We start from the raw sequence: 14056 nt of genomic DNA on the forward strand, positions 1-14056 counted from the left end.
CAGAGACGCGCTCATCCTCGACGCGGTGCGCACTCCGCGTGGTCGGGGTCGCCCCGACGGCGCGCTACACGGTGTTCATCCGCAGGATCTCTTGGCGCAGTGCCTCACCGCGACGGTCCACCGAGTCGGCTTCGATCCCGCCGACGTCGACGACGTGATAGCCGGCAACGGCATCTTGGCGGGGGAGCACGGTGACGACATCGCCAGGCTGTCGCTGCTGCTGGCCGGCTGGCCGCAGACGGTCCCGGGGATGACGTTGAACCGCTTCTGCGGATCCGGACAGCAGGCCGTCACGGTGGCGGCCGCCGGGATCACCGGCGGCCAGCAGGATTTGGTGGTGGCCGGCGGCGTGGAATCGATGTCACGCTGGAACGTCAGCGTCGGTGCGCCGACGATCGACGGAGCGAATCCGGCGTTCCGGCGGTTGTATCCGACCGTGCCGCAGGGTGTTTCGGCGGACCTGATCGCCTCGATGGAGGGATTCAGCAGGGCGGACGTCGACGCGTTCGCGGTCACCAGCCAGGACCGCGCCGCGGCGGCCATCGCGGGCGGGCACTTCGACCGGTCGATCATCGCGGTGCGGGGCCGTGACGGAGAGGTCGTCGCGGACTCCGACGAGCACCCGCGGCCGGGTTCGACAGCGGAAAAGTTGGCCAAGCTGCCACCCGCCTTTGAGCGGATGGGCGCAGCGAACCTCGACGGCGAGGACCTCAGCTTCGACGAGATCTGTCTGAGCCGGTACCCGGATGTGGCGCGCATCGACCATGTTCACCATGCAGGCAACTCGTCAGGCGTCGTCGACGGTGCCGCGGTGGTGACGCTGGCGTCCGCGGAGTGGGCGCGGGCCCACGGTGCGGTGCCGCGTGCGCGGGTTCGGGCCACAGCCGCGATCGGCAGCGAGCCGATCATCATGCTCACCGCACCCGGCCCGGCCGCCGAGCGCTGCCTGGCCAAGGCCGGGATGACCGTCGGCGACATCGATCTCTGGGAGATCAACGAGGCGTTCGCCGCGGTGCCGCTCAAGACGATTCGCGATCTGCATCTGGACCCCGAACGGGTCAACGTCAACGGCGGAGCGATCGCGCTCGGACATCCGATCGGGGCCACCGGGGCCATGTTGATCGGCACCGTCCTCGACGAGTTGGAGCGCCGCGACCTCAGCACCGGCTTGGTCACCATGTGTACCGGCGGTGGGATGGGCACGGCGACCGTCATCGAGCGAGTCTGATGACCGAGACCCTCGAAATCGAGACGCCAGCACCCGGCGTCGTGCTGATCCGGCTCAATCGCCCGAAACAACTCAACGCGATCAACGAGGTGATGCGCGACGAGCTTGCGCTGCTGCTGGCCTCGCTGGCGCGGGACACGTCGGTGCATGCGGTGGTGATCACCGGCGCCGGGCGCGGCTTCTGCTCGGGCATTGACATCCGTGACTTCGGCCCGGGCATGCTCGACGCCCAGGCCCCCGCTATTGACCGGATGCGGTTCCAGGAGGCGATGGCGGGCCTGGTGCGCGCGGTCGCCGACCTGCCGCAACCGGTGATCGCGGCGGTCAACGGAGCGTGCGTGGGCGCCGGGCTGGCGTTGAGCCTGGCCGCTGATATCCGGATCTGTTCCACCGCAGCCACATTCGGTAACGCGGCGATCCTGCTCGGGCTGTCCGGCGCGGAGATGGGGATGAGCTATCACCTGCCCCGGATCGTTGGGGCGGGGGTAGCCGCGGACTGGATGCTCACCGGCCGCACCGTGTCTGCCGAGGAGGCAGACCGTCGGGGCTTGGTCAGCCAACTGGTGGAGCCGGAGAAGCTCGTCGAGCGATCCGTCGACGTCGCCCGTGGGGTTGCCGAACTGGCGCCGTTCGGCGTTCAGCTGACGAAGCGGGCGCTGCAGGTCAACATCGCCGCCGCGGGGCTGGGCCCGGCTCTGGAGCTGGAGAACCGCAATCAGGTTCTCAGCCACGCGACCGATGATGCGGCAGCCCGCAGATCCAGCCGGTCGTAATCGAAAGGGGCGACGCATATGTCGTGGGATTTCTCCGCCGATCCGGAGTGGGCGGATCAACTGAAGTGGGTCGAGGAATTCGTTCGCTCGGAGTGCGAGCCGATCGATTACATCGTCAAAGAATCCCATGACCTCACCGATCCGGTACGTCAGGCGCTGATTCCGCCGCTGCAGAAGATCGTCAAAGACCGCGGCTTGTGGGCAACTCACCTCGGCCCGCATCTCGGCGGCCCGGGCTACGGTCAGGTGAAGCTGGCGCTACTCAACGAGATCCTCGGCCGGTCGGAATGCGCACCAATAGTTTTCGGCTCGCAGGCACCCGACTCAGGCAACAGTGAGATCCTCGCCCACTATGGCACGCCGGAGCTCAAGGAGCGTTACCTCGAGCCGCTCCTGGACAACCGCATCATCTCCTGCTTTTCGATGACCGAACCGCAGGGCGGCGCCGATCCGAAGATTTTCGAGACCACCGCTGTGCAAGACGGCGACCACTGGGTCATCAACGGCGAGAAGTGGTATTCGTCGTTCGCGTCGAAGGCGTCGTTCATCATCGTGATGGCGATGACGGACCCGGATGCTGCGCCTTACGACCGGTATTCAATGTTCGTGCTGCCCGGCGGTGCCCCGGGCATCAATGTCCTGCGCGATGTCGGGCTGGGCTATCAGCCACTCGGGGGCGGCGGCCGCGAGGGTTACGTGCGGTACGAGAACGTGCGGGTGCCGGCTGACCACATGCTTGGGCCGCGCGGCGGTGCGTTCGTGGTGGCGCAAACCCGTCTGGGCGGCGGCCGAATTCACCACGCGATGCGGACCGTCGGCCTGGTGCGGCGGATCTTCGACATGATCTGCGAGCGAGCGGTGTCGCGCTACACCCAGGGCAGTGTGCTGGCGGCCAAGCAGATGGTGCAGGAGATGATCGCCGACTCTTGGATGGAGATCGAGGCGTTTAGGCTGCTGACCTTGCAGACCGCCTGGAAGATCGACCAGTACAACGACTACAAGGCGGTGCGAGCCGACATCTCGGCTGTCAAGGCGATGATGCAGAAGGTGTTGCACGACGTCTCGGCGCGCGCGCTGCAGATTCATGGTTCGCTGGGCACCAGCCACGAGATGCCGTTCGTGCAATACCTTACGGAGTCGTTCGTGCTGGGGCTCGCCGACGGACCGACGGAGGTACACAAGGTGACCTTGGCCAGGCTGCTGCTCAAGAACCGCGAACCGGCGCCGGACCTGTTTCCCTCGGAGCACCTGCTGCGGTTGCGCGCCGCCGCCGAGGAGAAGTTCGCCGAACGGCTTGCCGGCATTCCGCGCGGCTAGTCCTTTTCGTCGTCGTTGGGCAGGAAACGCTCAGGGTGGTGGTAGTCGTTGGTGCCGCCGCGCAGGGGTATGTCGGGTGGTGGGGTCCAGTGAGTCTGGCCGTTAGGGAGTTGGTGGGTGGTCCAGCCGTCGTTTTCGACGAGGAGGTTGTCGCATTTGCAGGCCAGGGTGAGGTCGTCGATGTCGGTGCTGCCGCCGTGTTTCCAATCCTTGGTGGCGTGGTGGACGTGGCTGGTGTAGCCGTTGACGGTGCAGTCGGGTGCGGTGCAGCCGCGGTACTTGGCCAGCAGCATGATTCGCTGATCGGCTGAGGCCAGGCGTTTGCTTCGGCCCAGCCACAGTGATTGTCCGGTGACGCCGTCGAACACGGCGAGGTAGTGGTGGGCGGGGGCGGCCATCCGGATCAGGTCGGTGATCGGGAGCAGGGTGCCACCGGCGGTGACGGCGTGTCCGGCGCCGGCCTGTAGGTCTTGCAGGGTGGTGGTGACGATCATGGTGACGGGTAACCCGTTGTGCTGGCCGAGTTTGGGGTCACCAAGACGGCCGCGGACCAACTCGGCGAGCGCGTCGTGTTGGCGTTGGGCGTGGCTGCGGAGGTCGGGTTCGGCACCGTCCGGATCGGGTTTGGGGGCGGCGAATTTCGCCAGCCAGGCATCCAGCATCGATCGTAGTTCGGGATCGGCGATCAGTTTCCCGATGCTCATGCCGTCGGGGCGTTGACTGCCGCACCATTGGAAGCCACGCTTGCGGGCCCGGTCTTCCTCGGAGTACTGGCCGTCGGGGTTGAGGTGGACGGCGAGGCGGTCGGCGATTTTCTCCAGTTGATCGGGGCGCATGGTCTGGGCGTGCTCGGCCAGGGTGTGTTCAGCTTTCTCGATCTCGACCGGGCCGACGTGATCGGGTAGGTCGCGGAAGAACTTCTGGATCACCCGGACGTGCTCACCGTCGAGAAGCCCGGCCTCCCAGGCTTTTGCGGTCTCAGGTAGCAGCGCAGCCAACGGTTCGCCGGTCAACGCTCGGCGCGGAATCAACTGCTCGGCATCGCGCATCCGGCGCTTGGCCGCGGAACGGCTGATCCGCAGCACGTCGGCCACCACGATCGGGATCGGTGGGCAGCCCTCATACCGTTCCAGATGGGTGATCTGCTCGTGGGATATCGCGACCTGGCGGCGCACCGCACTTTCCAGCCGCTCCAAAGCCGAGAAGCGTTGCGGGGCAGGCAGTTCCTCGATATCGGCGGCACCCAGAAGTTCGACCGCCGCGTCCAGCGCATCCAACGCCGCACTGATCGAACTCATATTCGAAACACTACGCCGACCCACCGACAGGAAGCCGGTCAGAAAGCCGACCTGTGGATGAACGTGGAACTGTGGAAAACGCTGCACTGCTTCGTAGTTCGACTGTCCTAGCCGAGATGGTCCGCAGCTCGGGCCAGCAGGCCGGGTAGGGTCACGGCCATCGCCTCGAGCTCGGGGTCAGGTGAAGGTCGGCGTCGGTTGTGTTTGACGATCAGCGACCAGGTCGCCGTCGATTTGAAACAGGCGAGCGCCTGGAACCACTCCAGCTGAGGTGCATCGCGCCCCAGCGCATCCTCGTACTCGACGACCAGTTCGTGCACCGGCGGGGTCGTCCCGCTGTACGGGGTGGCTCGCCGATAGGTGTCCGGGTCGGAGTTGATCAAGAACCAGCCCACGTCGACGCGCGGGTCCCCGACTGACCAGATCTCCCAGTCGATCACAGCGGTGATGTCCCCCTCGTCGGCCAGCAGGTTGCCCAACCGGAAGTCGCCGTGCACGATCGCAGGCGCGGTCGGGGGCGGGGAGGCAACGCGTAGCGCGGCCGCAACCTGTTGCCAACCGGGCACGAGCGCCGGATCCACCGTTTCCAATGTGCGACACCACTTGTCGACTTCCGCCACGGGCGCGACGACGGGCTCCTCAGCCAAACCGAGCTCGGCAGGGGACAGCCGGTGCAGCGCACCCAGCGTCCGCGCGCCGTCACGGAATCGCGCGGCAACCACGGGCTCTGGGCCCGCGTCGTCGGTGTCGAACAGCGGCTCCACCGACGTTCCGGGGGTGAACGACATCACGAACAGCGGTGGGACCCCGGGTGGTTCGCCCGCGTCGTCGAACAGGATCTGCGGTACCGGAACCTCGGTGCCACGCAGGGCGCGGATGATCCTGGCCTGGCGAAGAACGTCACGGTGCGCGATGGGCGCATGGCCGGGCGGGGCAACTTTCACCACGACACGACGATCGGCGAGGTCACCGGCGAAGGTCAGGCTGGACGCCCCACCGGCCAACGGCTGCAGCCCGGAAATCCCCTGGGGGGCAAGACGGGTCTGCAGCTCGTCGAGGAGATCGCTGGTCAGCTCAGCACGCCGATCTCGCGAAGAAATGTCTGGGTCTGCACGATGCGCCCCGTCACGGTCGACGGATCGCCGGTACACAACTCCAACGCGGTCCGGGTGATCAGCTCGATGTCCTCGGTATCGGTCTTGGCCAGGTCCAGAGTGCCGGCACCCGGAGTGGCGACAGGGTTGGTCGGCGCGGCGGCGTTCACCGCAATACCGTCGTCGTACAGTTCGGCGGCAAGGCTTTTGGTCATCCGATTCATCGCCGCCTTGGCCGTGCCGTAGATCCCGAACCCGGCGGTGCGGTCGAACTCGGAGAACGGCGGTCCCGGGGGCAGATCGCCGCCGACCGAGGTGAGGTTGAGCACCCACCCGCGGCCGCGCTCCCGCATGGCAGGGATGGCGAGCTGCGTCAGGTGCAGCGGTGCAACGACGTGCATCTCCAGCATCAACCGGACCCGCCGCTCGGGGAAGCCGTCCAGTGGGCGCAGGAAGGTCACCGCGGCATTGTTGACGACGATGTCGGGGGCGCCGACCTGAGCCACGGCCTCGGCGAACAACCGCTCGCGGTCCGCGGTGTCGGACAGGTCCGCAGCGATGGTGACCGCGGTGCCGCCGGCGTCGGCGATCTCCTGCTGGGTCTGCACCAGTGAGCCGTCGTATCTCGGATCGGGTTCTGCGGTGCGGGCGGTCAGCACCACGGTGGCGCCCTCCGCGGCCAGTCGCTGCGCAATTGCCTTGCCGAGGCCCCGGCTGCTGCCGGTCACCAATGCCACCTTGCCCGCGCACCGTCCTGACACGTCGGCTCCTCTCGCGACTATCCGAGAACCGGTTCTCGGATATTTGTGTTGCCAGGCCTTCTCGAACTGAGATGCCTAGTTGCCGGCACCGGCCAGGATTTCGGGCCCGTACTTCCCGGCGATGAAATTCCACGGGTCGGCGTACTTGCCGCGGCCCTCTTGGCGGCGTTGCGCGGCCAGCACCAGCCGCAACGCCGGCCTGATGACCGGTCCAGCCAGTGCAAGAACGGTTTTCAGCGCACCGCTTTGCGAGCCGGATACCCAGGCCACGGTCTCGGACCAGGGGTGCTCTTGAAAGTCCAGCAGCGCTTGGGATTCCGTTGTGTCGTACCACCCGGTAAAACTCCAGCCCCGGTCGTCGTCGGGGTCGCCGGGAAGACTGGCACCGGCGCCCAGTCGGCCGAGCCCCATCGCGGACATCATGTCGTCCTCGACGTCGCGGTGAGTGTGCAGGTGGGTGTCGTCGCCGCCGATCAACAGCACCTTGCCTGCGATGGCCTTGGCGCGGTCGACCCCGTTGGCGAAGGCCAACGCGACATCGCGGGCGTCGACGGTGTGCAACCGGTTGTCGCCGGGAGTCGCCCGCATCAGAACCAGGTAGTCACTGTTCATCGAGCCTGCGGCATCGGGGGAGATGACACCGGCCAGGCGCAGCATCGCATACGGCAGACCGCTGTCGGTGATCACTTTCTCGGCCAGCACCTTGTCCTCGCCGTACTGGTCGATCGGATTCACCGGTGTCTGCGGGGTGATCAACTCGGGGTAGCGGTAGGGATTGCGGGATCCGTAGACCGACGCACTGGACGCGTACACCATCGTCGGCGGCGCAGACAGCGCGGCTGCGCCGTTGACCAGATTGGTGGTACCGCCGACATTGACCCGGCGGGCCAGCTTCGGATTGCGGTACGAGGCAGGCGAAAGCATCGCGGCCAGATGCACGATAGCGCTCGGAGAATGCTCGGTGAGCATTCCCTTCACCGCGTCGGCGTCGGTCAGGTCGGCGTACACCGGCAGGAGTGTTCCTGGGTGCGCCGCGGCGGCCAGTCGGGCAGCGACGGTCCGGGACGTGTCGGTCGGCAGATCTGTGGCGACGACGGTGTACCCGCGTTGCAACAGGATCTCCGCCGTGCGCCAGCCGACTTGACCGAACGCTCCGGTGACGAGAACTGTGCGTTGCGACATCAGACCATGCCTCGCTTTCGTGCCAGCCGCGCCGCGGAGTCCCGTAAGCGTGGCGAAATACGGACGGAGAACAGGGGATTGAACACGTCCTCGCGCAGCCTGGTCAGTGTCGACGTCTTGATCCGCCACCGCCCGTCGGCCTTCTCATAGGTCTCGTGATAGTGGCCGTATCCCGCGAGGTTGACCCCGGGGGCCAGGCGCACAACATCATTCAGCGCCCAGATGCCCGAGGCGGTCGTCGGCGAGGTCAGTTCGATCTCAGGGGCGTGCACCTGATGCACGGTGGGTTGAGAGGGTTTTCCGAGTGTCTTCTTGATGAAGGCGACCATATTGTCGGCGCCGGTGATGAGCACGCCGCCGGATGCGGTGGTGTCGCTGACGAAGTCGTCGGTGAAGACCTCCCGCCAGCCCGTCCAGTCTTTGGTGTCGAGTAGACGGCAGTACCGGGCTTTCAGCTGTTTGATCGCTTCGATGTCCGCTGCCTCGTCGGTCACCGGCATAGGTTAGCGAACCGGCGCTGCGCGGGAGACAGACTCACGCGGTCGCCGCCGATGTGATAGACGGCGACGTAAACTCTCGCGAATGGCAAAGGCATCGCCGGCGCAGCGGCGGGGCGGTCGGCCGACACAGGTGGAGGCCGCCGCCCTTCACCAGCGGCTCAGGGAAGCCGCGGTGCGCATCTTCCTGGAGAACGGCTACGACGCGACCACGATGGTGGCGATCGCCGACGCCGCCGGAATCGCCAAGCCCACGCTGTATGCCCGCTACCCCGACAAGCGTGCGGTGTTCCTCGATGTCATCCCGTGGGCGTTCAGCCGTGCCGTGCCGGTCGACGCGGACGACACCGTCGACAAGAAGGATTTGCGTGCCGCCTTGATCGCCATCGGCCAGGGCGCGCTGCGTCATGCACTTGATCCGGACATCGTGCAACTGCATCGAATCGCGCGAACTGAAGCGCATCGTTTTCCCGAATTCGCGCTCAGTGCCGACTCTCTGGGCTGGGCACGTCGCCAGCAGCAGGTGATGGATCTGCTGCGGCAACACGTGGCGGCCGGTGCCATCGACGTCGATGACATCGAACTCGCCGCCGAGCACTTCCTGGCAATGGTCGAGGTCCTGCCCGCCCGACTGGCAGATTTCGGCCTTTACCGCAGCCGAACGGAAGAACGACGACGCCTGCTGCACGCGGTCGATCTGTTCCTACGCGGAATCCTTCCCCGGTAACTGTACACCTGTGTATAGTTTCGCTCATGACCTTGTCGGTCGCCGATATCGCACCGGCCATCGCCTCAGAAGTGCGGGCGACCAAAGCGGAGTTGCTCACCGGCGTCCACGCCGACACTCTCCGCGAGCTCCTCGAACGTCGTGGTGTGCTGGTGTTCCCCCAGATCGGCTTCAGCGATGCCGAGCAGATCGAGTTCACCCAGACACTGGGCACATTCGTCCCCGAGCGCACCGGTGAGCAGGTCTATTCCGTCACCTTGGACACCACCGTCAACGAGCTGGCCGACTATTTGAAGGGCTCGTTGTACTGGCACATCGACGGGACCATGAACGAGGTACCGATCCGTGCATCCTTGCTGTCCAGTAAGGTCGTGTGCCCAGACGGCTCCGGCGACACCGAATTCGCCAATACCTACGCGGCCTACGATGCGCTGGACGATGCCGACAAGGATGCGCTCGAATCGCTGCGGGTGATGCACTCGGCGTGGAACACGCTGTTCTACTACGACCCCGAACCCAGCTATGCGACGCTGCGGAAGATGATGGCTATCGGCGACCGGGAACTTCCGCTGGTGTGGAATCACCGCTCCGGGCGCCGATCTCTGGTTTTGGGGTGTACGGCGCGCCACGTGGTGGACATCGACTTCCGCAGGAGCGTCGAACTGCTTGTCCGATTGCGGGATTGGGCTACCCGGCCTGAGTTCGTCTACCGCCACCACTGGTCGGTCGGCGATCTCGTCATCTGGGACAACACCGGAACTATGCACCGCGCAACGCCTTACGATCCGCAGTCCGGCCGGTTGCTGCACCGCACCAAGCTGGAAGGCGAGGAGCCGTTCGCCTGATGGATGTCCAGCCGGCCGCATTCCTGCGGACCACCCTTCCGTTGGATCTGTCCTGCCTCGACGAGCTGGACAGTGGCCGGTACCACTCGATCTGGCTGCCCGACCACATGGTGAGCTTCTGGCCGGATTCGTTGTGGACCCCGGAGTTCACCGATCTGGCGACCGCATCGCCGTCGCCGCATCGCCATCTGGATGGCATGGCGGTAGCTGCTGCCGCGGCCGTGCTCACCAGCAACGTGTCACTGGCCACCAGCGTCGTCGACACAGTGCGGCGTCATCCCGCCTTGCTTGCCCAGAGCGCCTTGACGGTCGACCACCTGTCCCGCGGACGGTTCATCCTGGGTCTCGGCAGCGGTGAGACCGAGAACATCGTGCCGTACGGCTTCGACTTCGCCAAGCCGGTCAGCCGCTTCGAGGAAGCACTACAAGTGATTCGTCTGCTGTGGGAGAGCCACGGCCCGGTCGACTTCGACGGTCGGTTCTATCGGCTCGAGCATGCTCGGCTGGACACCGAACCGTACGGGGGGCGATTCCCCCCGATCTGGATCGGTGCCAGCGGCCCGCGCATGCTCGAGATCGTCGGCCGGTACGCCGACGGCTGGTGGCCGGCCGGGGCGTGGACACCCGATCACTACGCGGACATGCTTGCTGCGGTGCGTCAGTCGGCCGAACGAGCCGGACGTGACCCACTGGCGATCACCCCGTGCTTCGTACAGGTATGCCTGATCGGCGAAGACGACGCCGCCCTCGAGCGCATCGTTCGCGCACCGCTGGTGGCGAGCTTCCTGCTGCAGGTGTCGGCACACGTGCTGCGCGGCTTCGGATTCGACCATCCGATGGGGGAGGACTGGGGCGGGTTCCACGACCTCAACCCCGCCACCCTCACCCGGGAACGCATCCTCGGATTCCTCGACAAGGTCGATCCCGAAGCGATCCTGGCCGTCGTCCCGCACGGCACGCCCGGCCAGGTCGCGCGGATCATCAAGTCGTATGTCGATGCCGGCCTGAGGGTTCCCAAGATCTTGGACTACAGCGCGATGGCCGGCCTGGAGTTCAGCGCGGCATCGGCGGTCAACGTACGCAGGACCGAAGACGAACTGCTTGCCCTGTGCGAAGGACAGCCATGACCGTTGGATTGGATGCCACCGACATGCTCGCCAGAGCGCGGGCCGAAACCGGCTCCGACGACTTTGGCGATCCGAGTCTGCCGGAGCGCTTCACCCTGGCCGTCGAACACCTCAACGGTATCGGGATGGACGTCAACGGGATTGCCGAGGCAACGCGTGTCTGCCACTGGCTGTTGACGTCCCGGCTGGAACTGATCGCGGACCGGAGTCGCTTCCCGATCGCCGACGAAGTGATCGACCGGCCGATGTTCGTCACAGGGGAGCCGCGCTCGGGTACCACGTTGATGCACGCGTTGATGTCCGTCGACCCGCATGGCCGCGCGTTGCGCTTCTGGGAAGTGATGTATCCGTCGCCGCCATCTGGCCTCGCCGGACCGGACGACCTACGCCGTGACAAGGCAGATGCCGACTGGCGCGAGATCAATACCAAGATGCCCAAATGGCTTCATAGCCATCCGTACAACGAGATGCTCGGCGACGGTCTTCCGGAAGACGAACGCACCTGGGCGTTCGATTTCCGGGTGATGACCCCGACCGCGTGGTGGCGGGTGCCGATGCAGACGCTGGTCGGCGGGCTGCCGACCGATCCGGCCGCGCAGTACCGGCTGCACAAGGCGATGCTGCAACAATGCCAGTACCACCGGCCACGCAAGTACTGGGTGCTGAAAGGCTTCCACGGGTTCCGTCTGGAGGCACTCTTCGACACCTATCCTGACGCGAATCTGCTCTGGCTCCATCGTGATCCGGTTCAGGTCGCCGCATCGCGCACCATGATGATGGCCGACATCCTGGAGGGCATCGTCGGGCCTGTCGACCTGCAGGCTGCCGCAAAAATGCACCTTGAACTGACCCGGGACAGCATCGCCAACACGATGAGCGCCCCGCTGGTGGACGACCCGCGGATCATGCACGTTCCATACCTCGATTTCATCGCGGATCCCGTCGCGACCGCACGGAACTATTACGCCTTCTGCGGACGGGATCTCACCGGTGAGGCCGAGGTTGCTATGCGTACCTACCTGGCCGGGAATCGCGGCGACCGATACGGCAAGTTCCGCTACTCCACCTCGCTGCTGACCGACATCGGCGAGGACCTCGACGATCTGCACGCCGAGTTCGCACCGTTTCGCCAACGGTTCAACGTTGCCATCGAGAAGCGGGACTGATCGGTCATGGATGAGCAGCTGTCTGTTCACGACGTCACCTTCCTCGGATCGAGTCCGGCCGAACTGCAAGGCCATTGGACAGAACTCGGGGTGAGGTGCCTGAGTGTGATCGACACAGAGCTGGTCGATCCTGAATTCCGGCGGATCGTCGGATCCGGCGACTACCTGGTGCAGGCGGTCTGTCACGTCTTCGGTGCCGGCCGAGTGCCGGCCGACGCGCGATCGACCGACGACGCGCGCAGCGCACTGTCGCGGCTCATCGATGTTGCGGCGTCCGTGGATGCGCGCTGCATCTACATGCTGACCGGTGGTCGCGGTTCGCTCGACTGGGAGCAGGCCGCCGACGCGTTCGGTTCCGCTATCGAGCCTTGCGTGTGGGAGGCCGAGCGGGCCGGCATCAGCCTCGCCATCGAGAACGCCTCGGCCCTGTACGCCGACATCCATATGGCGCACAGTCTTCGCGACACCATCACGCTCGCGGAGTCGGCCGGCCTCGACATCTGTATCGACCTGTTCCACTGCTGGGCCGAGGCCGACCTCGCGGGCCTGCTGCGCACAGCGCTTCCGCGGACGCGGTTGATCCAGCTGAGCGATTATGTGCTCGGTGATCGTGGCCTGCCTGCACGTGCGGTGCCCGGAGACGGCGTTATCCCGATCGAAGCCGTTGTGGCGCAGGCATTGGCCGACGGTTACCGGTTCGGGTTCGATCTGGAGCTGCTGGGCCCGCGGATCGACGCGGAGGGACGATTGGCGGCCGCGCAACGGGCATATGGGGTGGTCCGCGGGATGCTCGACCGGGTCGGCAGCTGAGAAGAGGAGAAGTCCAGTGGCACTTGGCGACGGCCCGGATGACGCAGTGCTCGACGATGCGTGGAGTGAGTTCTGCGACCGCCTGAAGGCCGCTGGCAGGCAGTCGTTCAAGGACCTCAACGCCACCTGCGGAATCCAGCGTGCCGACGCCTTCCGCTTCCTCACCCAGAACCTCGGGCAAGCGTTCGACCTCGCCTTGGAAACCCGTGATCCGCGGTACCCGAGCATCCACGCCTTCTGCAACCCGACTCGTAAGCTCGGCGGGGATTGCGCCGATTTCACCTACCAGCAGGCTTGGGTCGACGGCGAGTCTACCTATCGGATCACCGGAACCCGCGGTACTGCAAGATTTTTCAACATCACGGTTCAGGGGGGGCGCCCGGTCGGCCCGCACGTTCTACACGAGCCGTTCGGTGATGTGCCGCAGGCTAATGTGTTCGGCCACCAACTAGAAGTCGAAACCGACGGCACTTTCGAGCTGTACGTCGGCGGCCCCGAGCGCGGGCCGAACTGGCTCCCCACCACTGCGACTACCCGGAAGTTGTTCATTCGGCAGGGCTTTGACAGCTGGGATGAGCGGCCCGGACTGCTACGCATAGAGCGGGTCGACATGGCCGCACCGAAGCCCGTGCCCACGGCAGCTGCAATGGTCGAAGCGATGCGGTGGGCCGGCGATTTCGTCACCGGCCTGATGACCAGCTGGCCGGAGTTCCCGTACACCTACGGTGGTGTCGACAGCGAGCACCCGAATTGCTTTCCGGCGGTGGAGGCCACCAGCGGCGACGTCCAGCGCGGCCGCGTAGCGGCGAACATGTACTGGGAACTGGGTCCTGACGACGCTCTGATCGTCGAGTTCGACGCACACGACGGACTGTGGATGATCACCAATATGGGCGCGTTCTTCACCAGCATGGACTTCCTGTACCGTCCGGTCAGCTACACGCCGAGCCGTACGTCGGTGGACAGTGACGGCAAGGTCCGCCTGGTTCTCGCACATGACGATCCGGCCGTGCACAACTGGGTCGACACCCAGGGCTTCGAGCGCGGGAACCTCACCTACCGGCACATGCTCGAGGGTGCGCCCGCCGTGCTGTCCACCCGCCTGGTCGCTCGTGGCGAACTCGACGATGCGCTACCTCTGGATACCAATCGCATCACCGCATCTGAGCGCACTGCTCAGATGTGGGAACGGTTCACCGCGGTGCGCGCCAGGTTCCCGCTGTGATGTCGT

General features: G+C 65.7%; 14 protein-coding genes. 9 read left to right on the top strand and 5 right to left on the bottom strand.

Annotated features, from left to right (window positions below; genetic code table 11):
• The first annotated feature begins 13 nt into the window (after positions 1–13).
• Genes Y900_RS20245 through Y900_RS20255 form a run of 3 tightly spaced genes read left to right on the top strand, consistent with a single transcriptional unit; the run spans position 14 to position 3318 of the window.
• Entirely contained in the window at positions 14–1228 is a 1215-nt protein-coding gene (locus Y900_RS20245) for an acetyl-CoA C-acetyltransferase (protein ID WP_272945574.1), read from the top strand.
• Positions 1228–2001, top strand: coding sequence for an enoyl-CoA hydratase/isomerase family protein (locus Y900_RS20250; RefSeq protein ID WP_036344144.1), 774 nt, complete (start codon positions 1228–1230; stop codon positions 1999–2001). Before Y900_RS20245 ends, Y900_RS20250 begins: the two co-directional genes overlap by 1 nt.
• An 18-nt stretch (positions 2002–2019) precedes the next feature.
• Positions 2020–3318: an acyl-CoA dehydrogenase family protein gene (locus tag Y900_RS20255; protein WP_036344146.1), complete on the top strand. Its 1299-nt coding sequence runs from the start codon at positions 2020–2022 to the stop codon at positions 3316–3318.
• Here Y900_RS20255 and Y900_RS20260 read toward each other — a convergent pair.
• The 5 genes from Y900_RS20260 to Y900_RS20280 form a co-directional block, all read right to left on the bottom strand.
• Positions 3315–4616: an HNH endonuclease signature motif containing protein gene (locus Y900_RS20260; protein WP_036344148.1), complete on the bottom strand. Its 1302-nt coding sequence runs from the start codon at positions 4614–4616 to the stop codon at positions 3315–3317. The two genes, Y900_RS20255 and Y900_RS20260, sit on opposite strands and share 4 nt — an antisense overlap.
• A gap of 107 nt (positions 4617–4723) precedes the next feature.
• Entirely contained in the window at positions 4724–5689 is a 966-nt protein-coding gene (locus Y900_RS20265; RefSeq protein ID WP_036347340.1) for a phosphotransferase family protein, read from the bottom strand.
• Positions 5686–6471, bottom strand: coding sequence for an SDR family NAD(P)-dependent oxidoreductase (locus Y900_RS20270; protein WP_036344150.1), 786 nt, complete (start codon positions 6469–6471; stop codon positions 5686–5688). Before Y900_RS20270 ends, Y900_RS20265 begins: the two co-directional genes overlap by 4 nt.
• A 75-nt stretch (positions 6472–6546) precedes the next feature.
• A complete protein-coding gene (locus tag Y900_RS20275) occupies positions 6547–7653 on the bottom strand; it encodes an NAD-dependent epimerase/dehydratase family protein (protein WP_036344152.1) in 1107 nt (368 codons plus the stop codon).
• Complete coding sequence (locus tag Y900_RS20280; RefSeq protein WP_036344154.1) at positions 7653–8153, bottom strand: nuclear transport factor 2 family protein; 501 nt, start codon at positions 8151–8153, stop codon at positions 7653–7655. The genes Y900_RS20275 and Y900_RS20280 overlap by 1 nt, the downstream gene beginning before the upstream one ends.
• A gap of 82 nt (positions 8154–8235) precedes the next feature.
• Between Y900_RS20280 and Y900_RS20285 the strand changes: the two genes are divergently transcribed.
• The 6 genes from Y900_RS20285 to Y900_RS20310 are packed head-to-tail and all read left to right on the top strand — an operon-like array spanning position 8236 to position 14050.
• Positions 8236–8877: a TetR/AcrR family transcriptional regulator gene (locus Y900_RS20285; protein WP_036344156.1), complete on the top strand. Its 642-nt coding sequence runs from the start codon at positions 8236–8238 to the stop codon at positions 8875–8877.
• A 26-nt stretch (positions 8878–8903) separates the two neighbouring features.
• A complete protein-coding gene (locus Y900_RS20290; protein WP_036344158.1) occupies positions 8904–9722 on the top strand; it encodes a TauD/TfdA dioxygenase family protein in 819 nt (272 codons plus the stop codon).
• Positions 9722–10849 (top strand): LLM class flavin-dependent oxidoreductase, encoded by a 1128-nt coding sequence (locus Y900_RS20295; RefSeq protein WP_036344160.1) that lies wholly within the window; start codon positions 9722–9724, stop codon positions 10847–10849. The genes Y900_RS20290 and Y900_RS20295 overlap by 1 nt, the downstream gene beginning before the upstream one ends.
• Positions 10846–12015: a sulfotransferase family protein gene (locus Y900_RS20300; protein ID WP_036344162.1), complete on the top strand. Its 1170-nt coding sequence runs from the start codon at positions 10846–10848 to the stop codon at positions 12013–12015. Before Y900_RS20295 ends, Y900_RS20300 begins: the two co-directional genes overlap by 4 nt.
• 6 nt (positions 12016–12021) lie before the next feature.
• A complete protein-coding gene (locus tag Y900_RS20305) occupies positions 12022–12825 on the top strand; it encodes a sugar phosphate isomerase/epimerase family protein (protein WP_036344164.1) in 804 nt (267 codons plus the stop codon).
• Between the two features lie 16 nt (positions 12826–12841).
• Positions 12842–14050, top strand: coding sequence for a DUF1214 domain-containing protein (locus tag Y900_RS20310; protein ID WP_036344166.1), 1209 nt, complete (start codon positions 12842–12844; stop codon positions 14048–14050).
• Positions 14051–14056 lie beyond the last annotated feature (6 nt).

It is taken from the genome of Mycolicibacterium aromaticivorans JS19b1 = JCM 16368 (genome assembly GCF_000559085.1).
In the GTDB taxonomy this organism is placed as follows: Bacteria; Actinomycetota; Actinomycetes; order Mycobacteriales; family Mycobacteriaceae; genus Mycobacterium; species Mycobacterium aromaticivorans.

Bases quoted from the DNA above. Each gene is read 5' to 3' on its own strand.
- Y900_RS20250 (WP_036344144.1), top strand. From the start codon at position 1,228: ATGACCGAGACCCTCGAAATCGAGACGCCAGCACCCGGCGTCGTGCTG.
- Y900_RS20255 (WP_036344146.1), top strand. From the start codon at position 2,020: ATGTCGTGGGATTTCTCCGCCGATCCGGAGTGGGCGGATCAACTGAAG.
- Y900_RS20260 (WP_036344148.1), bottom strand. From the start codon at position 4,616: ATGAGTTCGATCAGTGCGGCGTTGGATGCGCTGGACGCGGCGGTCGAA.
- Y900_RS20275 (WP_036344152.1), bottom strand. From the start codon at position 7,653: ATGTCGCAACGCACAGTTCTCGTCACCGGAGCGTTCGGTCAAGTCGGC.
- Y900_RS20280 (WP_036344154.1), bottom strand. From the start codon at position 8,153: ATGCCGGTGACCGACGAGGCAGCGGACATCGAAGCGATCAAACAGCTG.
- Y900_RS20285 (WP_036344156.1), top strand. From the start codon at position 8,236: ATGGCAAAGGCATCGCCGGCGCAGCGGCGGGGCGGTCGGCCGACACAG.
- Y900_RS20290 (WP_036344158.1), top strand. From the start codon at position 8,904: ATGACCTTGTCGGTCGCCGATATCGCACCGGCCATCGCCTCAGAAGTG.
- Y900_RS20295 (WP_036344160.1), top strand. From the start codon at position 9,722: ATGGATGTCCAGCCGGCCGCATTCCTGCGGACCACCCTTCCGTTGGAT.
- Y900_RS20300 (WP_036344162.1), top strand. From the start codon at position 10,846: ATGACCGTTGGATTGGATGCCACCGACATGCTCGCCAGAGCGCGGGCC.
- Y900_RS20305 (WP_036344164.1), top strand. From the start codon at position 12,022: ATGGATGAGCAGCTGTCTGTTCACGACGTCACCTTCCTCGGATCGAGT.